The organism is Haloarcula marismortui ATCC 43049 (assembly GCF_000011085.1).
Lineage (GTDB): Archaea > Halobacteriota > Halobacteria > Halobacteriales > Haloarculaceae > Haloarcula > Haloarcula marismortui.
In genome coordinates this window covers 2,402,955-2,428,811 of sequence record NC_006396.1, presented here as the reverse complement: position 1 = coordinate 2,428,811, position 25,857 = coordinate 2,402,955, and the positions used below count along the sequence as shown (strand labels likewise).

Annotated in this window: 24 protein-coding genes; 11 read left to right on the top strand and 13 right to left on the bottom strand. The window is 62.0% G+C overall.

Annotated elements, in window-relative coordinates; all coding sequences use genetic code 11:
* Window positions 1–42: 42 nt before the first annotated feature.
* Together RR_RS16140 and RR_RS23025 are read right to left on the bottom strand one after the other, a co-directional pair.
* Window positions 43–1,134 (bottom strand): aminopeptidase, encoded by a 1,092-nt coding sequence (locus tag RR_RS16140; RefSeq protein WP_011224390.1) that lies wholly within the window; start codon window positions 1,132–1,134, stop codon window positions 43–45.
* A 43-nt stretch (window positions 1,135–1,177) separates the two neighbouring features.
* On the bottom strand, window positions 1,178–1,303 hold the full coding sequence (locus RR_RS23025) for a hypothetical protein (protein ID WP_004959992.1): 126 nt from the start codon (window positions 1,301–1,303) through the stop codon (window positions 1,178–1,180).
* 159 nt (window positions 1,304–1,462) lie between these two features.
* On the opposite strand from RR_RS23025, the gene RR_RS16135 reads away from it, so the two are divergent.
* Window positions 1,463–2,146 (top strand): ArsR/SmtB family transcription factor, encoded by a 684-nt coding sequence (locus tag RR_RS16135; RefSeq protein WP_049919140.1) that lies wholly within the window; start codon window positions 1,463–1,465, stop codon window positions 2,144–2,146.
* A 66-nt stretch (window positions 2,147–2,212) separates the two neighbouring features.
* Here RR_RS16135 and RR_RS16130 read toward each other — a convergent pair whose 3' ends face one another.
* Complete coding sequence (locus RR_RS16130) at window positions 2,213–2,722, bottom strand: metallophosphoesterase (protein WP_049939041.1); 510 nt, start codon at window positions 2,720–2,722, stop codon at window positions 2,213–2,215.
* A gap of 66 nt (window positions 2,723–2,788) precedes the next feature.
* Between RR_RS16130 and RR_RS16125 the strand changes: the two genes are divergently transcribed.
* Window positions 2,789–3,760: a cation diffusion facilitator family transporter gene (locus RR_RS16125; protein WP_004959986.1), complete on the top strand. Its 972-nt coding sequence runs from the start codon at window positions 2,789–2,791 to the stop codon at window positions 3,758–3,760.
* Here RR_RS16125 and RR_RS16120 read toward each other — a convergent pair.
* Window positions 3,739–4,491, bottom strand: a complete 753-nt coding sequence (locus tag RR_RS16120) for a hypothetical protein (protein WP_011224388.1) — start codon at window positions 4,489–4,491, stop codon at window positions 3,739–3,741. The two genes, RR_RS16125 and RR_RS16120, sit on opposite strands and share 22 nt — an antisense overlap.
* 76 nt (window positions 4,492–4,567) lie before the next feature.
* On the opposite strand from RR_RS16120, the gene RR_RS16115 reads away from it, so the two are divergent.
* Entirely contained in the window at window positions 4,568–6,745 is a 2,178-nt protein-coding gene (locus RR_RS16115; RefSeq protein ID WP_049939040.1) for an ATP-dependent DNA helicase, read from the top strand.
* 57 nt (window positions 6,746–6,802) lie between these two features.
* Here the strand turns inward: RR_RS16115 and RR_RS16110 are convergent, their stop codons facing one another.
* On the bottom strand, window positions 6,803–7,282 hold the full coding sequence (locus tag RR_RS16110) for a cupin domain-containing protein (RefSeq protein WP_004959977.1): 480 nt from the start codon (window positions 7,280–7,282) through the stop codon (window positions 6,803–6,805).
* 94 nt (window positions 7,283–7,376) lie between these two features.
* On the opposite strand from RR_RS16110, the gene serB reads away from it, so the two are divergent.
* Window positions 7,377–8,009: a phosphoserine phosphatase SerB gene (serB, locus tag RR_RS16105; RefSeq protein WP_004959975.1), complete on the top strand. Its 633-nt coding sequence runs from the start codon at window positions 7,377–7,379 to the stop codon at window positions 8,007–8,009.
* A gap of 283 nt (window positions 8,010–8,292) precedes the next feature.
* Here the strand turns inward: serB and RR_RS16100 are convergent, their stop codons facing one another.
* Entirely contained in the window at window positions 8,293–9,591 is a 1,299-nt protein-coding gene (locus tag RR_RS16100; protein ID WP_004959972.1) for an O-acetylhomoserine aminocarboxypropyltransferase/cysteine synthase family protein, read from the bottom strand.
* 396 nt (window positions 9,592–9,987) lie between these two features.
* The gene (locus tag RR_RS16095; protein ID WP_049939039.1) at window positions 9,988–11,556 is read right to left on the bottom strand and encodes a DNA-directed DNA polymerase II small subunit; all 1,569 of its coding nucleotides are present in this window, start codon (window positions 11,554–11,556) and stop codon (window positions 9,988–9,990) included.
* Window positions 11,557–11,644: 88 nt separating this feature from the next.
* On the opposite strand from RR_RS16095, the gene RR_RS16090 reads away from it, so the two are divergent.
* Window positions 11,645–12,355, top strand: a complete 711-nt coding sequence (locus tag RR_RS16090; RefSeq protein WP_011224385.1) for a S26 family signal peptidase — start codon at window positions 11,645–11,647, stop codon at window positions 12,353–12,355.
* 128 nt (window positions 12,356–12,483) lie between these two features.
* Complete coding sequence (locus RR_RS16085) at window positions 12,484–13,137, top strand: S26 family signal peptidase (RefSeq protein ID WP_004959962.1); 654 nt, start codon at window positions 12,484–12,486, stop codon at window positions 13,135–13,137.
* A gap of 69 nt (window positions 13,138–13,206) precedes the next feature.
* Here the strand turns inward: RR_RS16085 and RR_RS16080 are convergent, their stop codons facing one another.
* Window positions 13,207–14,781, bottom strand: coding sequence for a Cdc6/Cdc18 family protein (locus RR_RS16080; protein WP_011224383.1), 1,575 nt, complete (start codon window positions 14,779–14,781; stop codon window positions 13,207–13,209).
* A 944-nt stretch (window positions 14,782–15,725) separates the two neighbouring features.
* Here RR_RS16080 and RR_RS16075 point away from each other — a divergent pair.
* The 4 genes from RR_RS16075 (at window position 15,726) to RR_RS23020 (ending at window position 17,700) form a co-directional block, all read left to right on the top strand.
* Window positions 15,726–16,367: an Era-like GTP-binding protein gene (locus tag RR_RS16075; RefSeq protein ID WP_004590329.1), complete on the top strand. Its 642-nt coding sequence runs from the start codon at window positions 15,726–15,728 to the stop codon at window positions 16,365–16,367.
* A gap of 4 nt (window positions 16,368–16,371) precedes the next feature.
* Window positions 16,372–16,755, top strand: a complete 384-nt coding sequence (locus tag RR_RS16070; protein WP_004517591.1) for a DUF2073 domain-containing protein — start codon at window positions 16,372–16,374, stop codon at window positions 16,753–16,755.
* Window positions 16,755–17,441, top strand: coding sequence for an OapC/ArvC family zinc-ribbon domain-containing protein (locus RR_RS16065; protein ID WP_007189570.1), 687 nt, complete (start codon window positions 16,755–16,757; stop codon window positions 17,439–17,441). Before RR_RS16070 ends, RR_RS16065 begins: the two co-directional genes overlap by 1 nt.
* A gap of 133 nt (window positions 17,442–17,574) precedes the next feature.
* Window positions 17,575–17,700, top strand: a complete 126-nt coding sequence (locus RR_RS23020) for a hypothetical protein (protein ID WP_004959952.1) — start codon at window positions 17,575–17,577, stop codon at window positions 17,698–17,700.
* A 123-nt stretch (window positions 17,701–17,823) separates the two neighbouring features.
* On the opposite strand, the gene mdh is transcribed toward RR_RS23020, so the two are convergent.
* Window positions 17,824–18,738, bottom strand: coding sequence for a malate dehydrogenase (mdh, locus tag RR_RS16060; RefSeq protein WP_004959949.1), 915 nt, complete (start codon window positions 18,736–18,738; stop codon window positions 17,824–17,826).
* Between the two features lie 127 nt (window positions 18,739–18,865).
* Between mdh and RR_RS16055 the strand changes: the two genes are divergently transcribed.
* Complete coding sequence (locus RR_RS16055) at window positions 18,866–19,594, top strand: Sjogren's syndrome/scleroderma autoantigen 1 family protein (RefSeq protein ID WP_007189568.1); 729 nt, start codon at window positions 18,866–18,868, stop codon at window positions 19,592–19,594.
* Here RR_RS16055 and RR_RS16050 read toward each other — a convergent pair.
* The 4 genes from RR_RS16050 to RR_RS16035 form a co-directional block, all read right to left on the bottom strand.
* Window positions 19,591–22,149: a DEAD/DEAH box helicase gene (locus tag RR_RS16050; RefSeq protein WP_011224382.1), complete on the bottom strand. Its 2,559-nt coding sequence runs from the start codon at window positions 22,147–22,149 to the stop codon at window positions 19,591–19,593. The two genes, RR_RS16055 and RR_RS16050, sit on opposite strands and share 4 nt — an antisense overlap.
* Window positions 22,150–22,215: 66 nt before the next feature.
* Window positions 22,216–22,815 carry a dolichol kinase gene (locus RR_RS16045; RefSeq protein ID WP_004959933.1) on the bottom strand — a complete coding sequence of 200 codons (600 nt, stop codon included), beginning with the start codon at window positions 22,813–22,815 and terminating at the stop codon, window positions 22,216–22,218.
* On the bottom strand, window positions 22,816–24,660 hold the full coding sequence (gene glyS, locus RR_RS16040) for a glycine--tRNA ligase (RefSeq protein WP_011224381.1): 1,845 nt from the start codon (window positions 24,658–24,660) through the stop codon (window positions 22,816–22,818). It abuts the gene before it with no gap.
* Window positions 24,657–25,502, bottom strand: coding sequence for a CBS domain-containing protein (locus RR_RS16035; protein ID WP_004959928.1), 846 nt, complete (start codon window positions 25,500–25,502; stop codon window positions 24,657–24,659). Before RR_RS16035 ends, glyS begins: the two co-directional genes overlap by 4 nt.
* Window positions 25,503–25,857: the final 355 nt, after the last annotated feature.

Sequence of the window (25,857 nt, the reverse complement as noted above, 5' to 3'; positions counted from 1 at the left end):
TCGATGAAAAGGCCGACCGCTCACTTTGTTCGCGGTCGGTACTTAGTCCTCAAACCCGTCTTCGAAGATGAACGTCCCGTTTCGCTGGACGACTTCGCCGTCAACTTCGATGAACGAGTCCTCGCTCATGTCGACAATCATGTCCACGTGGACGGCCGACTCGTTCTGTTCGTTGTCCTCGCCAACTGTCTCGTCGTAGGATCGCCCTACTGCCATATGAACGGTATCGCCCATCTTTTCATCGAACAGCATATTGTAGGAGAACTGGTCGATATCCCGGTTCATTCCGATACCCAGTTCGCCGAGTCGGCTCGCACCGTCGTCAGTTGACAGCACCTCTGTCAGAAGGTCCTCGTTCTTGCCGGCGCTGTGCTCGACGACTTCACCGTCCTCGAACCGGAGGAAGACATCAGTCACTTCCCGGCCCTGATGGTACAGCGGCTTGTCGAACAACACCTCGCCCTCGACGCTGTCAGGGACTGGCGCAGTGAACACCTCGCCACCGGGAAGATTCTTCTCGCCGTAGTCATTGAGCGTCTCGTTACCGGTGACAGACATCGTCACGTCCGTTGTCTCCCCGGAAACGATGCGGACCTCATCGGCAGGATCGAGTATCTCGACCATCTGTGCCTGATGCTCGCGGACAGCGTCCCAGTCTTTGAGGACGGCGTCCCAGACGAAGTTCTCGTACCCCTCCGTGGAGGTCTGTGCGAGCTGGGCGTTGGCGGGCGCGGGGTACTGTGTGAGACACCAGGTCTTCGAGAGGCGTTCGTTCAGGAGCGGCTGCTGGGACTGCTGATAGGCGGCTGTTGTTTCGGGGTCGACGTCGCTGGTCTCGGTGACGTTGTCGCTACCCTTGATCGCGATATACGCGTCCATCTCCTCGTACAGCGCCTCGATGTGGCTCGGCGTCTCGAACTCGTCCCGGTTTCGGAGGTACGCGCGGCGGAACCGCTCGCCGAGGCGGTCCTGTACGACGAGCGGGTTCGCGCCGCGGTCGGCGGCAAACTCGTGGAGCGCAGTAACAAGATCCGCAGCCTGCGGGTGGGCGTCGATAACGAGGTTGTCGCCTTCGCTCAGATCGATAGAGTGGTCGACGATGACTTCCGCATGTTCGCGAATACGTGGGTCCATACAGATAGGCACCACCGACGGCCCCTAACCGTTACCCTCCCGGCTACTTCTTCTTGCTCTGCTGGAACCCTTCTTTGAATCCCTGAAAGGTCCGGCGGAGCATCAGATACATGAAGAAAAAAAACAGGAGCACAGCAGCGAGGAGTGCGTAAGTGAGCAGGTCAGCCATACCGGCGGTTGTCGAGCCGACATCAAAGTCCTTTCGGGAGTCCCGCCTTCGGGCGTCTACCCGTCGATATTGGAGGGTAAAATACGGGTTTGACCGATAGCTACAACGACCACTGTGCTTTGGCAAAGACTCATAATCCCATAGAACATACAGATGATCATGTCGTTGCTGCCCTCTCGGGACCCGGCGACCCCGGACGCCGAACCCCGAGTTATCGGTGTCGACAGTGATGATGCGGACGACGTGCTGTCGGCACTCTCGGCAGAGACCGCGCGCAACTTACTGTCAGAGCTAAACAAGGAGCCAGCACCGCCGTCGGAGCTGGCTGACCGGGTCGATACGTCGCTGCAAAACGCACAGTACCATCTGAAGAAGCTCAAAAACGCCGGTGCGGTCGAGGTTGTCGATACGGCGTACTCCGAGAAGGGGCGCGAAATGGACGTGTTCGCGCCGGCCAACCAGCCACTCGTCATCTGTGCCGGTGATGAGCAGGAGACATCGGGGCTTCGGGCGGCGCTGGCGAACATTATCGGCGGCCTCGCAATCATCGGCTTCGCCAGCCTGCTGGTCCAGCAGGTGTTCGGGAGTGGGGTTGGATCGCTGCTCGGCGGCCCGACGGTGTCGTCCGGCAGTGCGGACACTGGGACCCGAGACCCGAGTTTTTACCCCGGGAACACGACCGTGACCGACGGGGGCTTCGAGGCCACCGCGGGCGCACTCGATACCGCCGCACAGGGCGGTGCCGAGGCCGCCGCCGCTGCGATTCCGCCGGGGGTGGCGTTCTTCGCCGGCGGCGCGTTCGTCATTGCCGGCATGGCGGCGCTGTGGTACATGCGACAATAGCCGCTTGCGACCGTTTTGCTCCGTTATATGAAGTCGACCCCGACCAGAAGCGTCCCTGCAATACGCTTACCGCTCGACGATGGTCGTCGAAATCGGCGTCCCGTCCGGGGAGCGAAGGCGGACGCGTACGTCACCGGCCATCACATCCAGTTCCGCGTGGGCCGGCTGGTATCGCCGCGGGTCGGCGTAGCTGCCCGGATTGACGAGCGTCCAGCCGCCGAAGTCGGTCAGGACAGGCTTGTGTGAGTGACCGACGACGACGATATCGGCGTTTTCCTGCCGAGCCAACATTCCGAGGGCGGTTTCGGTGTGTTCGTGCCCGTGCACAACAACGATCGTCAGTTCTTCCCAAGAGACGGTCGCAACGTCGGAAAGGCGGGCCCTGACTGCCGGTCTGTCGTTGTTTCCGACAACGCCGGTGAGTTCGTCGGATTCGGCGTCGATGGCATCAAGCACCTGCTCGGTCATGAAATCGCCCGCGTGGAGAACGTGGTCGGCTTCGCGGACGGCGTCAAGCGTCCGACCTGTCAGCCGATGGTTGTCTGTTCCGTGCGTGTCTGAGATAGCAGTGAGCATACTGCCGGTAGTGGAGCCAGGTATAAATCCAGAAGCATTTTGCGTCATGAATGTGACGGAAAAATAATGGCAGGGAGCAAGTCAGTCGTCATCGCTGCACTGATAGCCAACGGCGCGATTGCGATTCTGAAGTTCTTCGGCTTTCTTTTGACGGGGAGTGCCGCGATGTTGTCAGAAACGTACCACAGCATCTCGGACACCGGGAATCAGGTGTTCCTGCTTATCGGGATTCGGTTCAGCGAGCGGGAGCGCGACCGTCGCCATCCCTTTGGCTACGGCAAGGCACAGTTCTTCTACAGCTTTCTCGTCTCCGTGTTCCTGTTCGGCATCGCTGGGTGGGAGAGCGCGAAACACGGCTATAACCAACTGACTGCCGGCGGCCATGGTGGCGGCGGACACGCCGGCGAGGCGGTCGAGTTCCTGTTTTTTTCCTTCCAGCCCCCGGCGTGGCTGGACCCGCTGTGGGTCAACTATACTGTCCTCATCGGTGCGTTCGTGTTCGAAACGTACGCGCTGATTAAGGCCCGCGCCGAGATGAAACGACAGATCGACCGGAACAACTGGTCGGGGTACCGCGAGGCCTTCCGCAAGACCAGCGACGTGACAACGCTGACCGCGCTGACTGAGGACACCATCGCGCTCGCGGGGATCGTCATCGCACTGGTCGGGTTGGTCCTCGAACAGATGACCGGTAACCCCTTTTTCGACCGGGTCTCCGCACTACTCATCGGGATTATGCTGATGGGCTTCGCCCTGGCGCTGGCCTGGGAGAACAAGCGCCTCCTGCTGGGAGAAAGCCTCCCGACGGACGAGGAACAGCGCCTCCGTGACATCGTCATGCAGAACGAACACGTGGACGAAGTCATCGGCTTCCGGACAGTCTATTTCGGGCCGAACGAGGTCATCGTCTTCGCAGACCTGCAGTTCGACCCGGCGCTGGACACGGAAGCAATCGATGACGAGATAACGACTCTTGAATCCGCGATGCAGGACACTAACGGCGATATCAGGAAAGTCTACATCGAGCCGGAGCTGTAAGGGTCGCTCTCTGCAAGCCACCACGGAATCGGGACGCGCTCAATATCGGTCGTGACCGTCATCGTCGTGTCGATATCCGGGCGGTCCGGTCGTCGTTCGGTGTGTTCGACGTACCTGATTACCCCCTGCCGGTCGACGTACAGCCGCGACCGTCCGATTTCGGACCCGTTCTCGGTGGTCGGTGTCTCAGCTGTGTTCGTCATGGCAAGAACAGCGACAGGGCGTCCGTTCCACCGGACGGAGTCCACCTGCCGATACGCAGTATCCGACAGAAGCTGTCGGAGCAGGTCAGTCCCGGCCGGCGAGGCGAGCAGGGACGTGTTCGGTGTCGCGTCTCTGGTGGCGTACGGCGTATCGGGGTCGTCGCGGACATTGGTGTACACCGTCCGGTTGGCGAGAACCACGTCATTGGATATCGGTCCGAGCCGCCGCCGGACGCGCCGAATCTCCCGCTCCCGGTCTATCCAGACGTCGAGCGTGTTCTGTGGCCCCGCCTGTTCGACATGGCGGTGAAAGCTCCGGGACGCCAACGCCTGTTCATGACGGTCCAGTAGGCGGGCCACGTCGACCGTCCCGTCGCTGGTCGGGACCGCCACCGTCGCCTCCGGCGAATCAGTGGGGACAGGCGCTGGCGTCACCGGGTCGCTGTCGTCCGCCGTCGGGCTGGTCGGAAAGAAGCTGGAACAGCCCGCGATCAGCGCGATACCGACGGCGAGCGTGACGCGCCACATACCTCTCTGGAGGGGCGCTCGCGGCAAGTAGCTGTGGGGGCGAACCCTTTTGCCGGTGAACGGCCAAGCGGGGCACGTGGCAACGACGGACGACGGCTACATGCGGTTTTTCCCCTTCGAGGAGCCGTACGACCATCAGCAGGAGGCGATGGGAACGATATACGACGCGCTCGAAGAGGGCCGCGACGTGCTGTTCGAAGGGGCCTGCGGGACCGGGAAGACGCTCGCGTCGCTGGTCCCCGCGCTAGAACACGCCCGCGAGACGGGCAAGACCGTCGTCATCACGACGAACGTTCACCAGCAGATGCGCCAGTTCGTCGAGGACGCCAGAGCAATTACCGACCAGGAGCGCCTGCGAGCGGTCGTCTTCCGGGGCAAAGGGTCGATGTGTCACATCGACGTAGACTACGAGGAGTGCCAGGCGCTGCGGGACACGACCCGTGACCTGGTCGAGGTCGAGAGCGATATCGCCGAACTCGAACAGCGCGAGGGAGAACTCCTTTCTGACGGGCAGGCTGGCAGTAGCGAGGCGATGGAGGCCCGCAACGCCGTTGTCGAGGAACTCCGGGACCTGCAGGACGAGCGCGAGGAAATCGAAACCGAGCGCTCGACCTGTGACCACTACTATCGGAACCTCACTGTCGACACCAGCGAGTTCTATTCTTGGCTGTTCGACGACGTTCGGACGCCCGACGACGTGTACGAGTACGCCCACCAGCAAGGGCTGTGTGGCTACGAACTACTGAAAGAAGGAATGGACGGCGTCGACCTCGTCGTCTGTAACTACCATCACCTGCTGGACCCGACCATCCGCGAACAGTTCTTCCACTGGATCGGGCGCGACCCCGAAGACATCATCGCCGTCTTCGACGAGGCCCACAACGTCGAGTCGGCCGCCCGCGACCACGCCCGGCGGACGCTTACCGAGAACACGCTCGACCAGGCGCTGGATGAACTCGACAACGAGGAGGACGCCCGGACCGACGCTGCAGCGAACGTCATCGAGACGTTCCGGGACGCACTCGTCGAGGCCTACGAAGATTCCTTCGGGTTCGGCGGCCGCGAGGCCGTCGACGAACACTGGGACGATATCACCATCGCCAACGACGACCGGAAAGACGACCTGACACTCGCCTTCCTGCAGGGGTACACCGGCCCCGGCTTCCACGAGGAACTGGACCGCGCACTGGAACTCGGCCGCGACCTCGACGCGCGCTACCAGAAGGCATTCAAAGAAGGTGAGCTGGACACCAGAAAGGAGTGTCAGACCCTGCAGGCCGCCGGCTTCATTTCTGACTGGCTCGATGAGACGGACGAAACTGGCCAGTACCCCGTCGTCAGCGTTCGCCGCGACGACGCGACCGACGACGTGTACGGCCGCGCGGAGCTGTACACCTGCATCCCCGAGCAGGTCACTCGCGACCTGTTTTCCGACCTCCATGCCGCCGTGTTGATGAGCGCCACGCTTCGGCCCTTCGACGTGACCGAGAACGTCGTTGGCGTCGAGGACCCGGTGACGATGGCCTACGGGGCACAGTTCCCCGAGGAGCGCCGCCGGACCTACGCCGTTGACGGCCCGGCGCTGTTTTCCAGCGAACGGGACGACCCACAGACACAGCAACGCATTGCGCGCACGCTCGAAGACATCGTTCGCTTCACGCCCGGGAACACGCTCGTGTTCTGTCCCTCCTACAGCGAGGCCGAACGCTACCACGACATGACCGCTGTGAGCGCGACCCGGTATCTGGACGAACCGGGCACGCAGGCCCGTGACCTCCGGGAGGCCTTTACCGACGGCGACGACGGCGTCCTCTACACCTCGCTGTGGGGGACACTGGGCGAGGGCGTGAGCTACGACGGCGACGATGCCCGAACCGTCGTGGTTGTCGGCGTCCCGTACCCGCACCTCGACGACCGGATGGACGCCGTACAGGACGCCTACGACGTTGCCTTCGGCGACGACGAGGATGACGCGGGCTGGCGCTACGCCGTCGAGATTCCGACAATTCGCAAGACAAGGCAGGCCCTCGGGCGCGTGGTCCGCTCGCCGGACGACTTCGGGGCGCGCATTCTGCTCGACAAGCGATACACCGAAGCCGCCGAGATGGAGATGCACGATTACGCCGTCCGCGGGACCTTTCCACCGGGGGAACGCCGAGAGATGGTCGATATCGGGCCCGAGAAGCTCAAGTTCGCGATGCTGAATTTCTATCAGGACATGGACGCCTACGACGGACCGCCGCCGAATCCCTGAGACGGGTGGAAATAACTGTTACAGTTGGTTCTAACGCTCGATTACGACTACGAACCGCTAGAGGTCCGGTTCAACTTCGGTGCCACAGTCAGGGCAGACAAGCAGGAAACCCTCGTCAGCTGGTTCCAGCGCGAGGACATCGCTGTCACAGTCAGGGCAGGGCTGTGCAACGCGGCCTTCTGTCGAGTTCATGGGCGCACCGAGTGCCAACGCGACCACCCGGTCGTCGCTTTCGTTCCGGCCCTGCTGATACTCTCCGGGCGCGAACCGGACGACTTCGTCGGGACCAACGGTGACCATCTCACTTTCACCGGCGGGGTCAGTCCGGTGTTCGAAGGTGGCGGTGCCCTCAACGACGTAGAACACTTCTTCTTGATCGAGGTGTGCGTGTAATCCGCCCGAGAAGGCCTCGCCGGGGTCCAGAACATACCGGTTGATTGCGACGTCCGTCGTTCCCAGCGGGTCCGCAAGCCCACGCCGGTCAACGTCGCCACCCATCGCCTGTGGTTCGATTTCGTCGACGGAGACGTGCTCCATACGGGGACAGTAGCAGGGAATACACAAAAATAAACCCCAGTTGGTCGGCTGGAAACCGGATAGTTTGAAACCCTCCACGCGAAACGGACGGGTAATGCTAGTCGCCTTCGACTTCGACGGGACACTCTCCGATTCGGAGATGACAGTCCTGCTCGGGAGCCAGAACGGGACGGCCGAGGACATGGCCGACATCACCGAGCGCGCGATGAACAACGAAATCGAGTACGCCGAAAGCCTCCGTCAGCGGTGTGCGTTGTTGGAGGACCTCCCGGACGAGCAGGCCCAAGCGGCCTTCGACGAGGTCGCCCTGCGCCCCGGCGCGGCGGAAGTCATCGAAGCCTTGCGGAACGCCGGCGTCTACGTCGCTATCCTTACCGGCGGGTTCGAGCGCGGCGTGGAAGCTGCACTCGAAACGGAGGGGGTCGAGGTCGACGCCATCGTCGCCAACCGACTGCCAGTGGAAGACGGAAAGCTGACCGGCGAAGTTCGCGGACCGCTCATCTCCGGCACCAAAGACGACGCAATGGAGGTCGTGACCGCCGTTACTGGAGAAGACCGGGACACGACTGTCGCCGTCGGCGACGGGGCCAATGACCTGCCGATGCTCGAAGTCGCGAATCTGGCTATCGGCTTCGACCCGAAACCGGCCGTCGCACCGTCGTGTGACACGTCGGTCGAGACAATGGACGAACTGTACGACCTGCTGGAAGCCGAAGAAATCCTGTAGCGACGCCTTCGTGTTCGCACACAGAAGTCGCTACTAAGTATTCTCATCGTTATACGACGGTTGAAAGGTTGAACGAGGGAGTGGCACGCTCCCCACGGATGCGAGCAGTCGTTGTCGGACCAATGACAGAGTATGGTTGAGCGTGAACCGACGCGTGCTCGCTATCGGCGACGGTTCATTGAATACATTAGCCTCTCCCGTAATAAGCCTAATGAACAGGTGAATTATTGCAGAACAGTGGTACGCTCGTCCAGAAAAGCTCCGCAAAATACAGTATCGTTGGTTAGTTGGTCGCCTGGCCGATAGCCTGATCGAGGTCAGCTTTGATGTCCTCGACAGACTCGGTACCGACGGAGAGACGGACCATGTCGTCGGTGACGCCGGCGGCGGCCTTTTCCTCGTCAGTGAGTTGCTGGTGGGTGGTCGAGGCCGGGTGGATGATGAGCGTCTTCGCGTCGCCGACGTTTGCCAGCAGAGAGGCGATTTCCGTCGATTCGACGGTCGTTCGGGCGGCGTCGTAGCCCGCGTCGAGGCCGAACGTTATCATGCCGCCGTAGCCGCCGTCAAGGTACTTGCTGGCGGTGTCGTGCGTTTCGTGGTCTTCGAGGCCAGGGTAGGTGACCCACGAGACTTCGGGGTGGTCCGCGAGGAACTCGGCGACGCCCATCGCATTGTCGCAGTGGCGGTCCATCCGCGCGGGCAGCGTCTCCAGACCCTGCATCGTCTGCCACGCGTCGAAGGGAGACTGCTGGCAGCCCAGATCACGGAGGCCGCGGGCGATGGCGGCGTAGGTGAAGGCCGCGTCCTCGAAGCGCTCCCGGAAGTTAACGCCGTGGTAGGCTGGGTTGTCGCCAGCGATTTCGGGGTACTTGTCGGCGTGTTCCTCCCACGGGAAGGAGCCACCGTCGACGAGAACGCCGCCGACGGTGGTGCCGTGACCGTGAATCCACTTCGTCGTGGAGTTCCAGACGAGGTCGGCCCCGTGTTCGATTGGGTTGCAGAGATACGGTGTTGCGAAGGTGTTGTCGACGAAGAAGGGGACGCCGTGGTCGTGGGCGATTTCGGCGAGGCGCTCGAAGTCCGGTGTGACCAGCGACGGGTTGCCGATGGTCTCACAGTGGACGTAGGCCGTGTTCTCGTCGATAGCCTCGGCGTAGGCATCGTAGTCGAGCGTGTCGACGAACCGCGTCTCGACACCGTTGCGCGGCGCGGTGTGGGTGTAGTAGGTGTAGGTGCCGCCGTACAGCGACGACGCCGTGACGACGTTGTCGCCGACGTCCGCGAGCAGGAAGGTTGCGAGGTTCAGCGACGCCATCCCGGAGGCGGTGGCGACCGCGCCGACGCCGCCCTCCAGCGCCGCCAGCCGCTCCTGTAGCATGCCGACGGTGGGGTTCATCAGCCGCGAGTAGATGTGGCCCGGCTTTTCCAGTGCGAACTGCTTTGCCGCGTCTTCGGCGTCTTCGAAGACGTATGAGGTGGTCTGATACAGTGGCGGCGCGCGAGAACGGGCCTCGGCGTCTGGCTCTTCCTGTCCGACGTGCAGCGCATCGGTTTCGAATCCGTGGTCTTGGTCGTCACTCATACTCTCTCCTTTTACCGGATGGGTCTTAATTGCGCCTCAATCGGTGAGGCCCGCCACTGCTACGAGATACCGGTGATTCTTCGCGCCGTTTCCGGACGCATTCATGCGCGGAAGGCCGTGTGGAGTCAGTATCGTGCTTCTGGAAGAACACGAAGAGAAGTACTCGGGCCGGGAGCGAGTGGTGCGACGACTGTCGCACCCGAAGCGACCCGGGGAAGGGCAGGCATGCCTCAGTTACAGATAGACATGGTTGACAAGTATACCGCGCGCCGCCGGCGCGCGGTTTCCCCGGTCGCGAACGCAGTGAGCGACCGGCCTTTTTCGCCCACGTTTTTGCAAGGGGGGTGCCCGCAGGCCGCTCCGCGGCCGAGGACACCCTCGCAGCAAAAAGGTGGGTTAGGAGAACTTCCGGACCGTCATCTCAAGCGTATCCAGGTCGAGAATCGGCGCGAAGCCGGCGTCCGGGTCGATGTTGACACTTTTCTGGAATTCAGTCTGGGCCTGCCAGCAGCCGGAGTTCAGCGCAACGACATTGTGGTACTCGCCCCAGCCGAGCTTGTGGACGTGGCCGGTGTGGAACACGTCGGGCACCTCCTCCATCACCAGATAATCGCGGTCCTCGGGGGCGAGTCGGGTGTGGCCGCCGTACTGCGGCGCGACGTGGCGCTTCTTCAGGAGCTGGTACATCGCCCTGTGTGGTTCCTCGTAGCTGGCTTCCTCGTCCGGGAGTTCGGCGATGACCTCGTCGAGCGAGACGCCGTGGTACATCAGCACTGTGACGCCCTCGACAGTGACCAGCGAGGGGTTAGAGTGGACCTGCGCGTCGTGGGCACTCATGATGTCCCGGAGTTCCTCGTCGAAGCCGGGCTGGGGCTCGGCCAGCCGAACGGCGTCGTGGTTGCCCGGAATCATCCGGATTTCCATGTCCGCCGGGACTTCCTTGAGGTACTCCGAGAACGCGCGGTACTGGTCGTAGATGTCGATGATGTCCAGTTCCTTGTCCTGCTCGGGATAGATGCCGACGCCTTCGACCATGTCGCCGGCGATGAGCAGGTATTCGACGTGCTCGGCCTCCGGCGTGTGGAGCCAGTCCGTGAAGCGGTGCCAGGCGTCCTCCATGAACTCCTGACTGCCGACGTGGACATCGGAGATGAGCGCCGCCTGAACGTGGCGGTCGGCGGTCGAGGGGTTGTGCGTTCGGGGCACATCCGGGAAATACAGCGAGTCCACGAACAGGATGCCAGCATCGTCGGCCAGCGTCCCCTCAACGGCGATAACCTCGTCCATGAGCAACTGCTGGACAAGGTCGGCGATAGGGCGGTCTTTCATGACCAGGCAGGGGAATGTCCCGTTCGTGTCTTCCAGTTCGACCAGCCAGTGACCGCTGGCTGTCGAGCGGATGTCAGAGACCATGCCGATCAGCGCCGCGTCGCTGCCACCGCCCATGTTCTCGATGGCGTCGGTCGGCCGGTGGTTCACTCTGCCGCGCAGTTTGCCCGCCAGTTTCTCGTAGCGGTCCCGGAACACCGCGACGAAGTCCGAGTACTCCCCGGTCCCAGTGGACTGGCCGGTCATATCGTTTGCGACGTCGATAGCTCGGAGGGATGTGTCCACATCCCGTGACCCCCCCGTTTCAGGTGGAGCGGACGCACCCGGTTCGGTCGACGAGGCTGCATCAGTTCCAGTTGAAACGGAGGGGTGTGATTGAGTCGGAGCGCCGGTTGTTTCGTTTCCGCGGTCTGGTTCAGTATTTGACGTTCCCTCACCGTTTTCTATCGCTTCAACCACAGATTCGACGTGGTCGGTTGTCAGCTTCAGCGCTTCATCAGGGAGGGTTTCGAGTGCGCGTTCCAGCGTCGTCGACGGGTCCCGCGTGTCGGCGATCCGAGTCACTGCCTCACGTTCCGCGTTGTAGCCGCGGCTCGCGAGTTCGCTGACGATGCGTGCCGGCGTCTCCAGAGGCACGTTCCACACTCCGTGTCTGTGGGCAAAAGGATAGCGGACCGACAGCCGTCACAAGATTGATACCCCGCTGTCGGCAATCCGAGGTAGGATGGGCCGGGACGAATCGACCAACAGCACGCCTTCAGGCGGGACAGACGAGTCTGTGGACGCCAGCCCTTCGTTTCGTTTTGGCCTGTACGTCCGTGACATCGGGACGAGTGTCGGGGCAGTCCTGCTTGTCGGCGGGTTCCTGTTTGCCGTCAGTGGGGTGTGGCCGCCGCTCGTCGCCATCGAAAGCGGAAGCATGGAGCCACACATCGACACCGGCGATATGGTCTTTGTCATGGACGCAGAACGCTTCTCGGGGCAGGAGGACCGTCACGGCGTTGTAACGGCAGCGGCCGGAGCCGAAACCGGGTATCAGACCTTTCAACAGCCCGGTGACGTCATCGTCTTCGAACCCAACGGTAACGAGCAGCGAACGCCGATCATCCACCGGTCGATGCTGTGGGTTGATGCCGGTGAGAACTGGTACGACCGCGCGAACCGAGAGTACGTCGGGAACGCGGACAGTTGCGACGAGCTTCGGAACTGTCCGGCGCCGCATGCTGGCTTTATCACGAAAGGTGACAACAAAGTGACCAACAGTAAATACGATCAGGTCACCGGAGCGAGTACCGTTGTCCGGCCGGAGTGGGTCATTGGAACCGGGATCTTCCGGATCCCACGTCTCGGGTACGTTCGGGTCCAACCGTCCCAGCTATGGCACACATCAGTGTCGATGCCGGTCGGAGATGTTTCAGCGCCGGCGGCGAGCTGACCAAATCGGGCGGTAGTGTTCGGTCCAACAACAGAAAGTTGATTGGCCGCCTCCGAGTATTCGTGGTACGAATGGCCGGGTCAGACCATCGGTCGTCGGACGGAGACGAAACCGAGAGGCCGGGAGGGATGATGTACGTGACCGATATCGTCAGTAGCGCCGGCTCAGTCCTGCTTGTCGGGGTGTTACTGTTCGCCGTTAGTGGTGTGTGGCCCCCACTCGTCGCTATCGAAAGCCCAAGCATGGACCCCCATATCAAGGAAGGGGACCTCGTGTTCGTGATGGAAGAGGACCGATTCTCCGGCCCGGGTGACCACGAGGGTGTCGTCACCGCAGCGAACGACGACAGCTATCGAGCGTTCCAGCGTCCGGGCGACGTTATCGTATACGAACCCGACGGCAACAGTCGACAGACGCCGATCATCCACCGGGCGATGCTGTGGGTTGAAGCGGACGAGAACTGGTACGACCGGGCGAACCAAGACTACATCGGGAGTGCGGACAGCTGTGACGAGCTCACCTCCTGTCCGGCCGACCACGCCGGCTTCATCACCAAGGGTGACAACAACGGCCGGTACGACCAGGTCGGTTCCAGCCCCATCAGCGAACCAGTCAAGCCCGGGTGGGTCGTCGGGACCGCAGAGATGCGAGTTCCATTGCTGGGGCAGGTCCGACTCCAGTGGAACCAGGCCGGCGCGACTGATGTGGGAGCGAACGAAACAGGACTAGCGGTGACAAACGAAGCAGAGACGGCAGCCGTGAACGCGACGGCATCCGGGTAGCTCATCTCACCCAAAGGGGACTGTTTCACCTGGAACAGCGAGTACTATGGAGATCGTCAGACACGCAGATTAGTTGTCGAACCGGGCCTGAACGAACGGCTGGACATCGTCGATATCGCCGAGTCGCGAATCAGACAGAAGCACCGCCTCCGTCTCTTCGGTTGGAACTGACAGCGAGATTTCTTTCGTCCGGCCGTAGCGGCCCTTCGAGACGACGACAGCGTTGACGATGCCGAGCATATCCAGTTCGGAGATGAGGTCAGTGACGCGACGCTGTGTCAGAATATCGGCGTCGATCTCTTCACAGAGGTTCTTGTAAATATTGAATACCTCGCCGGTGTTGATGTTGTGGACACCGTTCTTTTCGAGGAGGATGATAGCGAAGAGGACAATCTTCGACTGCGTTGGGAGCGTCCGGACGACCTCCACAACACGGTCGAGTTCGATCTTCTCCTGAGCCTGACGAACGTGGTCTTCGAGAACATTGTCCGTCTGGTCCCGTTCAGCAAGTTCGCCGGCCGTCCGAAGGAGATCAAGCGCGCGGCGCGCGTCGCCGTGTTCCTGTGCGGCGAAGGCCGCACACAGCGGGATAACATCCTCGGTGAGCGCGTCGCCTTTGAACGCGACGTCCGAGCGTGCCTGAAGAATGTCCCGAAGCTGGTTCGCGTCGTAGGGCGGGAAGACGATTTCCTCTTCGCCGAGACTTGACTTGACCCGGGGGTCGAGGAAATCGGTGAACTTCAGGTCGTTCGAGATGCCCATAATCGAGACGCGAGAGTTCTCCAGTTCGGAGTTCATCCGGGAGAGGTTATACAGGGTGTCGTCGCCGCTTTTCTCGACGAGTTTGTCAATTTCGTCGAGCATGATGACGACCACGCGCTCGTGATAATCGACGGCGTCGAAAAAGGAGCTGTAGACACGGTCCGTCGGCCACCCCGTCATCGGAACTTCCTCGAACTCCGACTTGTCAGCTTCCAACGATTCGATTTCGGCTTCGACATCGTCGAGGGAGCCAAACGCCGTCTCTTCGAGTGCAGCCGTGTTCTCGCGTGCCTGTGATTGAAGCTCCTCGAGTTCGGCGATGCGGTCGTCGATGAGCTGGGCGTTCTTGTCGATGAACTTGTTCGCGAGCTGCGCCAGCACGCGGTACTGGGTGTCGGTCACCTCGCAGTTGATATACTCGACTTCACAGGGGACCTCGTATTTTTGTGAGGTCGTTTCGAGTTCCTCGCTGACGAACTTCGCGGACGCGGTTTTCCCCGTCCCCGTCTTGCCATAGATGAGGATGTTCGACGGTGTATCACCGCGCAAGGCAGTGACGAGAATCGTCGCCATGTTGTTGATCTGCTCCTCGCGGTGGGGAAGTTTGTGCGGCGTGTACGAGGGGCGAAGGACCTCCTTGTTCTCGAAAATGGGTTCCCCTTCGAGAAGGTCATCGAACAGGCCACGGGACGCCTCGTCGGAGGGGTCGTCAGACCCAGCATCAAGATTATCGAGAATAACATCATCGAGATCTGACGGCCCGGTCGATGTCCCAGGGTCCGTTTCGGCGTCGAGTTGTCCGTCGGACCCGTCAGCATCGTTCGACGTCTCTGTTGTCGACGGATCGGATGCCGGGGCCGGATTGTTGCTTTTGTCAGTCATAGTCGATCAAGAGGGTCCCCTTCGTTTCGTGTGGAGCGAGTTGGAGACACCGGAACAGAGGGAGCGAGGAGTGCGTCAGTACCGTTGTTAGTGAGCATCAGCGCTCTCCGGTGCGTCCAGTTGAACCACATGAACCGTACCGTGAATCGATATTAAATATTTCGGTACACCACCCATGAAACATATATGTTGTTATATTGATTGTTTCTGTCGGGTGGGTACTGTTGTCCTAAAGAGGACTATAGCTTCAGTCTCACCGAGGTCGGATGGACATGATGCAGCGGGAGAGTGATTGGATAGGAACGGGAGCGGTGGCGCAGTTCCAAGAGCGAGTACGCTGTATGAATATGCGCAGGGTGCATCATAAACCGGCACTTGCAGCGGAAACCGACTGCAACAGGCCAACCCCCCCACCCCTTCGTTTCCGGTGGAACAGGAAACAGGCCCGGGGGGAGGGGGTGGGGAGGCCGATGGTGTCTTCTAGAAAGGGGAAAGACTTAATACGATATCATATAAACCAAAGCCGTACTAGATAAAACAAATAGCTAGTAGGGGTTAGTGTACAGTTTTCTAGTGTCTAGGCCGCTCTAGCTAGTGAAGTCACGAATCGCGCTGCTCTGAACAACTGGTGCACTCCCGATTCGACCGACGATTCTCCCACCCCTCCCCAGGGGTGCATGGCGTTCCACTTGAAACGAAGGGGTGGGGGGCTAGGATGGGGAACCCAAATCTAAATTGTCTGGTTTCGGATGACCGGACTCCACCCGAACAGCTCCCCGCCAACCGTTCCACACCCGTAGCAACGCCAGCACGCTGGTCTATGCCATGATATGCTCCCTCATGTCAAAAAGAAAACTCATGTCTGACGTAGGCTTAAGTGAATTCGCCTATCTTTTACGGGCAGAGCCGCCATACCGGACGACTCCGGGCGGCGGGAGGATAGGATGGGATTGTTAACAAACCTCAAAGATAGCATTTCACGTGCGGCATCGACACTGTTCTCCGAAGAGGATCCGAAGCGTATCGGAATCTACGGCCCGCCGAACGCCGGCAAGACGACGTTGGCGAACCGCATTGCACGAGACTGGACCGGCGACGCCGTCGGCCCGGAGAGTCACGTTCCCCACGAGACTCGTCGTGCGCGCCGAAAGGAGAACGTTGAAATCGAACGCGACGGGAAGAAAGTGACAATCGATATCGTCGACACGCCGGGCGTGACGACGAAAGTCGATTACACCGAGTTCCTCGAACACGACATGGAGAAAGACGACGCCGTCCGTCGCTCCCGCGAAGCGACTGAGGGTGTCGCCGAAGCGATGCACTGGCTCCGCGAGGATGTCGACGGCGTCATTTACGTGCTTGACTCCGCGACCGATCCGTTCACGCAGGTCAACACCATGCTCATCGGGATCATCGAGAGTCAGGACCTTCCGGTGTTGATCCTCGCAAACAAGATCGACCTGGAGGAGTCTTCGGTTCAGCGCATCCGAAACGCCTACCCCCAGCACGAGACGATTCCGCTGTCAGCGCTTGAGGGCGACAACATGGACGAAGTCTACGACAAAATCGCGGAGTACTTCGGGTGATATAATGGCAGAAGTCAAAGACCCAGACGACGGCGTCCAGATCGACCTCATCAGCGGCGAACGTATGGCCGGGCTGGCCTCGATGGAGAAGATCCGAATGATTCTCGACGGGGTTCGTGACGGCAACATCGTCATCCTCGAAGAGGGACTCTCACCCGACGAGGAGTCCCGCCTGATCGAAGTGACGATGACGGAGATCAGCCCCGACGAGTTCAACGGCATCGAAATCGAGACCTACCCTAAGTCTGAGGCCGCCGACGCCAGCATCCTCGACCGGCTGATGGGCAAACAGTCGACCCAGAAGCTGACAGTCATCGGGCCGGCGAACCAGATAGAGACGCTCCACAAGGACGAAACGCTCATCAGCGCCCTCGTCTCCCGGAAATAATGCCCCACCAGTGTACGGACTGTGGCCGTGGCTTCGACGACGGGTCGAAGGAGATGCTCTCGGGCTGTCCCAACTGCGGCGGGAACAAGTTCCAGTATCAGCCCGAGGGGGCCGACATCTCCGAGACGCCGGATGCGGAGCCACCGGAACCACCGGGACCTGACAGCACTGTCGCCCGTACCGTCGGCAAGACCGCCGCCTCGGTGCGCGACTTCGTCAGTGGCTCCACTACGGACGGGGACCGTCCCGCCGAGCAGTCCCATCTCGACGCCGACCGGTCGGCTGATGCACAGCCGAGTGACCCATCCCACACGTCCGGCTCGCCGTCGACCGAACCCGACCGTGCGTCTGCGGCTGAGGATTCAGCCCAGGCCAGTGCCCGCGGTGATATTGTCGAGCCAGACGAACTCCCATCCGACGCGCCGTCTGCGTCTGAATCTGAACACCAGTTCCGCCCTGTCGGTGCAGACCCCGACCCACCGGCGGAACCAGACCGGGAGGACCGTCCCGATCTGGAGGAACTGCGCGCGGAACTCAACGACCAGTTCGAGTCGATCAAGGTACTGGAACCCGGCCAGTACGAACTGAACCTGATGGAACTGTACGACCGCGAGGAGTACATCATCGCACTGCAGGAAGACGGGCACTACTCCATTCAGGTCCCGGAAACCATCCGCTCCGAGTGATTGTCACGGTCTTCTCGGCGCTTTTTGTGATTCGCCAATCCCGGATTACCCCGTAGAACCGCTGCATACAGCATTATGTATCAATGCGGGCACAACCATTATATAATATGCCGTGGATGCTTCGGATAACGCCATGAACCACCGAGAACTCTCGACATCGGACTCACACCTCGAAGAGTGGGCATCACTCCTCGGTGCTGATATCGATGACGACGGACGCGATAGCGACTTGCTTGACGAGCAGGACGAGCCCGCGTAACGGCCACTGTTTGTCAGAGAGCGCTCCTCGCAGTGACAGCCGCGTCTTCACACCGCTGGCGAGGCAAAATAATATTCGGGACGGGTGCCGTCCCGGACCCTGCCGACCGCGAGTAATATCTGGTTACGAGATTTTGTCGTACTGGTCCGAGAGCTTCTCGGCAGCGTCGGCCATCAGGTCCTGCTCGTAGTCGTCAAGATCCCACTCGACGATCTCTTCGACGCCGTTGCTCCCGAGACGGACCGGGACACCGAAGGCAGTGTCCTCGTGCCCGAACTCACCCTCTAGCTTGACCGAAGCCGGCAGTACTTCACCGGTGTCGTGGAGGATGGCTTCGACCATATGTGCGACACCGCGGGCTGGCCCCCACTCGGTCGCGCCCTTGCGCTCGATGACGTCCATCGCCGATTCCTGCAGGTCGCCGAGCAGCTGCTCTTTCTCGTCCCCGCTGAATTCGGGGTCGGTGCCGTCAACGCGGACCTTCGAGAACACGGGAACCTGTGCGTCGCCGTGTTCCCCGAGGATCGTTCCTTCGACGTTCTGAACCGGGGCGTCGAACTCCTCGCTCAGGACGTAACGGAACCGCGCGGAGTCCAGTCGGCCGCCGAAGCCGATGACCTGCTCGCGCGAGCGGTCGCCGGCCTCGTAGAGGTGGCGGTTGAGCAGGTCGACGGGGTTCGAGGTGGTCAGCGAGATGTAGTCGTCGTTGTGTTCGTCCAGTGAGGACTGGATGTCCTCCATGATGGGCGCGTTGTCGCCCGCGAGGTCGATACGTGTCTGGCCGGGCTGGCGAGGAATCCCGGCCGTGATGACTACCACGTCTGAGCCGGCAGTATCCTCGTAGCCGCCCTGGCGGACGCGCGTGTTCGAATCGTAGGCGATGCCGTGGTTCGTGTCAGCGGCCTGCCCGACCGTGTCGTCTTCCTTGTCCGGGATGTCCACGAAGACGACCTCGTCAGCGATGTCACGGAGCGCGATGTTGTACCCTGCGGCTGCGCCGACCGTTCCGGCTGCGCCGACTACGCTTACCTTTGTCATACCATTCGAAAAGGCTCGGGCGCGAACGTTAAACGTGTCGAAACCCCAATTCCGACGGATATCGTTCAGGCGATATCGACATCTCGCACCCGTAAACTGTTTTCAGCCCCGTGGCGTTGTGACTCGTATGAGCGACTTCGACAAGGAAGCCGAACGCGAGAAACTCCGCGAGAAGTTCGAGCAAGAGGAGGACAACCGGGCGGCGACCGAGCAAATGAGCGAACTCCTGTTGAAGGGCGCGACGATGACGAACGCCCACTGCAGCGAGTGTGGCGACCCCATCTTCCGGCATGACGGTCAGGAGTTCTGCCCCACCTGCCAGAAGCCGGTCGCTCGCGATACACAGGCCAGCGGGGCGGACCCGTCGGATGCTGACGAACAGGAGGGCCAGACCGACGACGGTGACCAGATCGAGGTTGCCGACCCCAGCGACGAGGCCCGCGTCCAGTTCGGCGATGGTGACGAGGCGGCTGCGAGTGCGCCGGACACGACGGACGACTCGACCGCTCCACCTGAAGCGGGGGGTGCTCAGTCGACTCGGCAGTCCGACCACTCGGAGCCAGCGTCACAGACTGCTCGAACAGGTGTTTCGTCGGAGCCTAGCGGCCAGACTTCGAACGACCAGCCGCGTGGGACACCGTCACAGAACCCCCCCGTTTCCGCTCGACAGCCAACGCCATCCGAAGGCGGGACCGGTGACGTTGCGGCAAATCTGGATGCGGCGTCTGCGTTACTGGCTGAAACAGTTCACCGCTTCGCCGAGCGCGCCGCGGCGACCGAGAACCCACGCGAGGCCCGCGAGCATCTGCAGGCGGCCCGAGAAGCGGCGGAAGCGCTGGATGCAGCGCGGTTCTAGGGTTCGTAGTCGCTGGCGATGACTTCCCGAATCCGGTCGGCTGTTACATCGCCGATGCCGGATACCTCCAGCAGGTCGTCTTTGTCGGCGGTCATCACCGCTTCGACGCTCCCGAAGGACTCCAGTAGCGTGCGCGCGGTCACCGGTCCGACTTCGGCGATTGCGGCCACGACGTACTCCTGTTGTTCGGGCAGCGTCTTCGACTGTTTCTCGCCGTGGACGCTCACCTCGCGGTCGGCGGTCTCCTGCTCCCGCCCGGCAATGACTTCCAGCAGGTCGGCGGTCTCGTCCTCGTCGCTGGTCCGCAACACGCTCGCGCCGAAATCGACCGCAAGCGACGCGAGGGCGCCCTGAATCGCCTTGTGGTGGACGTTGCGCGCACCGAAAAGATCCTCGCCTTCGATGATGACGACGGGCCGCCCGTAATTGCGTGTGGCGTCTCCGACCTGCTCGAACATCGATCGGTCGCCGCCCGTCAGTGTATCCATGAAGTCAGCGACGGTCTTGCGCTCGACGACCACGCGGTCCGAGAGGACGTAGTCGCCGACGGCCAGCGTTTCGAGTCGGGTCTCGATACCGTCCCGTGTCGAGAGGTCCCGGGCGATGTTCGAGTCGAGTTCCCGCTGGTCGGCGACGATTTCGACGGGATCGTCCTCGTCGTCGCGGCCGGCGGTGGCGACCGTTCCTTCATCGTCCGCCGTCCCGGTGCTCTCTCCACCGTCCGCTGTCCCAGTGTCCCCCTCGTCGACCGACGCCGCTTCGCTGTCGCCTTCGGCCGCTCCCGCATCGGCATCGGCCGCTTCCGACCGGTCGTCCGCGAAGGCGTCCAGGCCAGCCTGACCGTCACTGCCATCGTCATCCTCGGCTGACTTGTTAGCTCCGCTACCCCTCCCGTTTCCAGTGGAACCACCGCTCTGTCTGGTGGTTTCACCGTCGCCAGTTCCACTCGAAGCGGTCCCCGTGGTGTCCTCGTACTCGTCGAGACCAGTCTGGTCGAGGCGGGCCTCTAGCTCGCCGGCGACGCTTTTGAGTTCGTTCAGTTCGCGTTTCATCCGCTTCTGGTCGTTCCGGGCCTTCCAGAAGTACGCCTCGTCGCGGGTGTCCTCGGCCAGCAGGACGACGACGCGGCCCTCGGCCTGTCGGCCGGTCCGACCCTTCCGCTGGATGGCCCGAATCGCGGTCGGCACCGGTTCGTAGAACAGTACGAGGTCGACCTCTGGCACGTCCAGGCCCTCCTCGGCGACGGATGTCGAGACGAGCACCTCGAACTCGCCGTTGCGGAACCGGTCCAGCGTCTCCTGTTGCTGGGTCTGTGTCATCCCCTCGCTGCCGTCGGTGTCGCTCTGTCCGACGAACTTCTGTGTCGTGAAGTGGTCCGAGAGGAAGTCAACGAGCGTCTCGGCGGTGTCCCGCGATTCGGTGAACACGATGACGCGCTCGCCGTTCTCGATACCGAGCGTCTCCGCGAGCAACATCCGGGTCTGGCGGAACTTCGGGTGCAGGTCGTTGTAGGATTCGGCCTTCCGCATCGCTTCGCGGACCTTTGGCTCGCTGACGAGGCGCTGGTCGGCCTTGGACGCCCCTGAAGAGCGAGCGGCCTCCTTCAGGCGCTCGAAGTACCGCCGCAGGGACTCGACGCTCTGGGTCTCGACGTAGGTGACGGCGGTCCGGAGCTTCCGGATCTCGGCGAGGAGACTCATCCCCTGATACCCCTCGCTCTGGTCGTTGTTCATCAGGTCCCGCAACTGGCCCTGAATCTGCTGAATTTCGCGCTCGGAGATGTCCGCCGAGGACTTGTTCGTGACGCCGAGTTCTTTCAACTGCGACAGGCGGTCTTTGATGACTTCGTTGATGGCGTCGCGGATTTCCACAACGACCTCGGGGAGTTCGATGCGTTTCCAGTCGACGCTGGTGTCGTGGGTGTACTCGGCCACGTCGGCGTCGTTTTCGGTCATCACGGCAACATCGGACAGGCCGAGGTTCTCACACACTTCGAGGATGGCTTCCTCGTCGTCCCCGGGGGAGGCGCTCATCCCCGTTACCAGCGGGTTCTCCGCGTCGGCGTGGTAGCGGTCGGCGATGTAGTTGTAAGCGTAGTCGCCGGTTGCCCGGTGACACTCGTCGAAGGTGCAGTGGGTTACGTCGGCAAGGGAGATGCGGTTGCCCACGAGGTCGTTTTCGACGACCTGTGGCGTCGCGATAACGATGCGGGCGTCGTCCCAGAGCGCGGCCCGGTCGTCGGGTCGGACCTCGCCGGTGAACACGACGACGTCCTCGTCGTCCAGTTCGAGCGCTTCGCGGTAGAACTCGGCGTGTTGCTGGACCAGCGGCTTCGTCGGGGCCAGCATGAGTGACTTCCCGCCGACGGCGTTGAGCCGCTCGGCGGTCACCAGCAGCGAGACGGTCGTCTTGCCCAGCCCGGTCGGCAGACAGACGAGCGTGTGGTCTCCGCTCGCCGTCTCCGCCAGTTCGGTCTGGTAGCGGCGGTTCTCCAGGAACTCCGGCGTCACCAGCGGGCGTTCGACGTGTTCGCCACCGGCGTCGGTGGTCGCCATTACCCACGCGTTTGTCCCGGCGGTGGTTAAGGGTTCAGATACCGCGGTGAAAGTGAACGAACGGGCTCAGAGCCCGATTCCGGGCAGGTACTGGACGCCGACCCACATCGCCAGTGCGCCAAGCACCGGAATCGAGAAGTTATCGTCAATGACGTAGCCGGCGATGCGGGGCTTGACGCCGTCGGCGAACGTCGCCGCGACGCCACCAAGGATGGCGGCGGCGGGGGGAACGAACGGCGCGGCGAGCAGCGTGCAGACGCCGAACATCACCAGCAGGACCCAGGCCTGTTTGATGTTGCTGGCATCGCTGGAACCCAGCAGCCCGCTGATGGGGTCGCCGACGGCAAGCATCAGCATCGCCGGGACGGCAATCGTCTCGGTCATACCCGGGAGTTCGACGGCGAAGGCGACGATGGCTATCCCGACGATGTACAGCGCGTAGCCGGCGGGGTTGTCCTGCTCGTACTCGCGGGTGAGTCGGTCGTACACGACCCAGTCCAGTCCGGTCGTCAGCCGCACCGCCTCGAGCACACACACGACGACCAGCGCCACAGTCAGGAATCCCTGGACGACGCGCCACGTAATCAGGTCCGGCCGGAGCAGATGCGCAAGCGGGACCGCCGCGCCGGTGACGTGGACGAGCCGCCGGGAGACCTCGTCGGCCATCTACAGGTCGTCGAAGGTGCGGTCGCCGGTGCTGAGCTGTTCGAGCGTCTCCGCCAGCCCGTCGATGGGGAGCCGTTTCTGCTCGGTCGTGTCGCGCTCGCGTACTGTGACTGTTCCCGCTCGCGGCTCATCGCCGTCTTCTCGCGGGCTCTGCCCGCTCGAACGGTTCGCGGAACGAGGTTCCGCGCTGCTCGCGCTGTCCGAGGCGCGTTGCGCCTCGCTATCGTCCTCCAGGCTCTCGTAGTCCACCGTCACGCAGTAGGGCGTCCCGACCTCGTCCTGCCGGCGGTAGCGCCGGCCGATGGCCCCGGAGTCGTCGTAGGTGACCGAGAGGCCGGCGGCCCGGAGGTCGTCGGCGATGTCGGTCGCGAGGTCGGCCATCCCGTCTTTGTCCATCAGCGGGAAGACGCCGACCGTCGTCGGGGCCTGCTCCGGCGGGAGGTCGAGGTAGGTGCGCTCCTCGCCGTCGACCTCGTCGGTCTCGTAGGAATGTGCGAGGACGGTGTAAATAATCCGGCCCACGCCGAAAGAGGGTTCGACAACGTGTGGGCGGATGTGCTCGCCGTTCTCGGTGACCTCGTCGACGCTGAAGTTCGTCTTGTCAACGGGGACAGTGTGGGACTTGCCGTCAACCTCGACGGTAACCTCGTCGTCGTCGAAAGCGTCCGGATTCCGCTCGGCCAGTGCTTCGAGCGCGTCGGCGACCGCGCCGGCCGACCCGCCGAACTCCGGCCCGAGGTAGCTCATGTCGGGGTCGACGGTGGCGCGGTCGACGGTAATCGGCTCGTCGTACTGCTTGAATACCGTGTAGTCCTCGCCGGAATGTTTGGCGTGTTTCGAGAGGTCGTAGTCGCCCCGATAGGCGAACCCGGTGATCTCGATCCAGTCGCCATCAACCTCGCTTTCGGCGTCCCAGCAGTCTGAGGCGTAGTGGGCGCGTTCGCCCGCGAGGTGCTGGCGGTACCGGAAGCGGTCCATGTCGACGCCGATGCGCTCGTACCACTCTTTGGAGACGCCGAGGTAGTAGGCGACCCACTCGCTCTCGACGATATCCTCGTCGACGGCCTCGCGGACCGTGAGTTCGCGCTGGCCGCCGTCATCGGTCTGTTGTTCGGCGGCGGCGTACAGTGGGAGCACCACGTCCTCGACCTCGGCCAGCGGCGGTTCGTCTTCCTCGGGGTCGATGAAGTGCTCCAGTTCGGCCTGTGTGAACTCCCGGACGCGGACGAGCGATTTTCGCGGGGAAATCTCGTTGCGGTAGGCCTTCCCGATCTGTGCGACGCCGAAGGGAAGCTGATTCCGGGCGTACTCCGAGAGTTGCGGGAACTCCACGAAGATGCCCTGTGCGGTCTCTGGGCGGAGATATCCAGGGGACGACGACCCCGGCCCGATGTTGGTCTCGAACATCAGGTTGAAGTTGTCAACCGGCTGGTCGGCCAGGGACGTGTGACAGGAGGGACATTCGATCCCGTGCTCGGCGATGAGGTCCATCACTTCCTCGTTGGGGAGCGATTCGGCCTCTTCGATGTCCGTATTATCCTCAACGAGGTGGTCCGCGCGGTGGGTCGCGCCGCACTCGCCACACTCGACGATCATATCGTCGAACCCATCGAGATGGCCCGACGCTTCGAAGACAGGCTCGGGCATCACGTCGGGGGCGGAGATTTCCTGATGACCTTCCTTAACGACGTAGCGGTCGCGCCAGGCGTCTTCGATGTTCGACTTCAGCGCAGCGCCCTGTGGCCCGTAGGTCCAGAAGCCCGCTGCGCCGCCGTAGGCACTCGAAGAGGGGAAGTAGAAGCCGCGACGCTTGGCCAGCTCGGTGAGGCGTTCGCCTTCGCTCATAGGCCTCGCAGCAGGTCGATATCCCGTACGATGCCGGTGAGTTCGTCACCAGACAGCAGCGGGATCTGCTCGATATCGTGTTCGATCATCAGCTGTGCCGCCTCCTCAGCGGTGCGGCGCTTGTTCACCGTCACGACATCGGCGGTCATGAATTCGTGGACGGGTTCAGCCGGGAGTTCGACGTTACGAGTGGGCATGTACCGTCCGCCAACGGCTTTGATGCCTTCCCAGGCCCAGTCGTCGTCCTGATTGGCGATGGAGTCGCCGGTGTCGTCCTCACCCTCGACGACGCGGGCGACCGCGATGATGTCGACCTCGGTGAGCATCCCCGACATGTCGCCATCGTCGCCGAGCACGACGCCGTATGGGACGTTCGCGTGGGAGAGCTCCCGTTCGGCGACGGTCAGTGGCGTCCCCTCGTACACGCAGTTGATGTCGCGGTTGGCGAGTTCGTCGACGACCTTGTCGCCGTCGACGTTGCCGTTGGCGATGGACCGAATCACGTCGGTCACTGTGATGATACCTTTGAGCTCGCCGTCGACGATGGGGAGGCGGCGCTCGCCGTCCTCGACCATCACCTGTGCGGCAGCCTCGATAGATGTGTCCCCACTGATCGCCGGGACTTCCTCGACAAGCAGGGCCAGCTGGTCCTCGTCGGGGCTCTCGATGAGTGCATCGCGTGAAATAATCCCTCTGAACTCCTCGCCGTCGTCGGTCTCCTTGATAACCGGGACCGACGAGAAAGCCTGCTCCTGGAGGTACTCCAGTGCGTCATCACGGGTCCCAGGGATGGTGACCGTGACGACCTCCGAGCGTGGCGTCATAGCGTCTGCGACGTTCATACTGCCAGAACTTCCTTCCCGCATCTACTAAGTCCTTAACATCCGTCCGTTTTCGATATTAAGGTGGCACGCTCGGCGGCCATCGGCTATCGTCGACGACCGTGCAGGCGGCATCTCGGAAACTCAGGGACTGCACCGCCCCGAAAACAACTACGTCTTCTGTCATATTGAAATTCCGAATCTGGGTATGAATAGAACTGCGGAGACAGACTCTAATGGTTGAGATGTAAGGCCCTATCCGTATTGGGCCACGAACCATCTCGTCCCAGTACTGACAGGATACGAACTATTGTCAGACAGTTGGCTCTGGATCATACTCCTGCCCTCTATGGGTTTCGCTAAGTTTTTATATGGT

What these genes read in the sequence shown, in the direction of transcription:
- RR_RS16140 (WP_011224390.1), bottom strand. Translation starts at nt 1,134, where the DNA reads ATGGACCCACGTATTCGCGAACATGCGGAAGTCATCGTCGACCACTCT.
- RR_RS23025 (WP_004959992.1), bottom strand. Translation starts at nt 1,303, where the DNA reads ATGGCTGACCTGCTCACTTACGCACTCCTCGCTGCTGTGCTCCTGTTT.
- RR_RS16135 (WP_049919140.1), top strand. Translation starts at nt 1,463, where the DNA reads ATGTCGTTGCTGCCCTCTCGGGACCCGGCGACCCCGGACGCCGAACCC.
- RR_RS16130 (WP_049939041.1), bottom strand. Translation starts at nt 2,722, where the DNA reads ATGCTCACTGCTATCTCAGACACGCACGGAACAGACAACCATCGGCTG.
- RR_RS16125 (WP_004959986.1), top strand. Translation starts at nt 2,789, where the DNA reads ATGGCAGGGAGCAAGTCAGTCGTCATCGCTGCACTGATAGCCAACGGC.
- RR_RS16120 (WP_011224388.1), bottom strand. Translation starts at nt 4,491, where the DNA reads ATGTGGCGCGTCACGCTCGCCGTCGGTATCGCGCTGATCGCGGGCTGT.
- RR_RS16110 (WP_004959977.1), bottom strand. Translation starts at nt 7,282, where the DNA reads ATGGAGCACGTCTCCGTCGACGAAATCGAACCACAGGCGATGGGTGGC.
- serB (WP_004959975.1), top strand. Translation starts at nt 7,377, where the DNA reads ATGCTAGTCGCCTTCGACTTCGACGGGACACTCTCCGATTCGGAGATG.
- RR_RS16100 (WP_004959972.1), bottom strand. Translation starts at nt 9,591, where the DNA reads ATGAGTGACGACCAAGACCACGGATTCGAAACCGATGCGCTGCACGTC.
- RR_RS16090 (WP_011224385.1), top strand. Translation starts at nt 11,645, where the DNA reads ATGGGCCGGGACGAATCGACCAACAGCACGCCTTCAGGCGGGACAGAC.
- RR_RS16085 (WP_004959962.1), top strand. Translation starts at nt 12,484, where the DNA reads ATGATGTACGTGACCGATATCGTCAGTAGCGCCGGCTCAGTCCTGCTT.
- RR_RS16080 (WP_011224383.1), bottom strand. Translation starts at nt 14,781, where the DNA reads ATGACTGACAAAAGCAACAATCCGGCCCCGGCATCCGATCCGTCGACA.
- RR_RS16075 (WP_004590329.1), top strand. Translation starts at nt 15,726, where the DNA reads ATGGGATTGTTAACAAACCTCAAAGATAGCATTTCACGTGCGGCATCG.
- RR_RS16070 (WP_004517591.1), top strand. Translation starts at nt 16,372, where the DNA reads ATGGCAGAAGTCAAAGACCCAGACGACGGCGTCCAGATCGACCTCATC.
- RR_RS16065 (WP_007189570.1), top strand. Translation starts at nt 16,755, where the DNA reads ATGCCCCACCAGTGTACGGACTGTGGCCGTGGCTTCGACGACGGGTCG.
- RR_RS23020 (WP_004959952.1), top strand. Translation starts at nt 17,575, where the DNA reads ATGAACCACCGAGAACTCTCGACATCGGACTCACACCTCGAAGAGTGG.
- mdh (WP_004959949.1), bottom strand. Translation starts at nt 18,738, where the DNA reads ATGACAAAGGTAAGCGTAGTCGGCGCAGCCGGAACGGTCGGCGCAGCC.
- RR_RS16055 (WP_007189568.1), top strand. Translation starts at nt 18,866, where the DNA reads ATGAGCGACTTCGACAAGGAAGCCGAACGCGAGAAACTCCGCGAGAAG.
- RR_RS16050 (WP_011224382.1), bottom strand. Translation starts at nt 22,149, where the DNA reads ATGGCGACCACCGACGCCGGTGGCGAACACGTCGAACGCCCGCTGGTG.
- RR_RS16045 (WP_004959933.1), bottom strand. Translation starts at nt 22,815, where the DNA reads ATGGCCGACGAGGTCTCCCGGCGGCTCGTCCACGTCACCGGCGCGGCG.
- glyS (WP_011224381.1), bottom strand. Translation starts at nt 24,660, where the DNA reads ATGAGCGAAGGCGAACGCCTCACCGAGCTGGCCAAGCGTCGCGGCTTC.
- RR_RS16035 (WP_004959928.1), bottom strand. Translation starts at nt 25,502, where the DNA reads ATGAACGTCGCAGACGCTATGACGCCACGCTCGGAGGTCGTCACGGTC.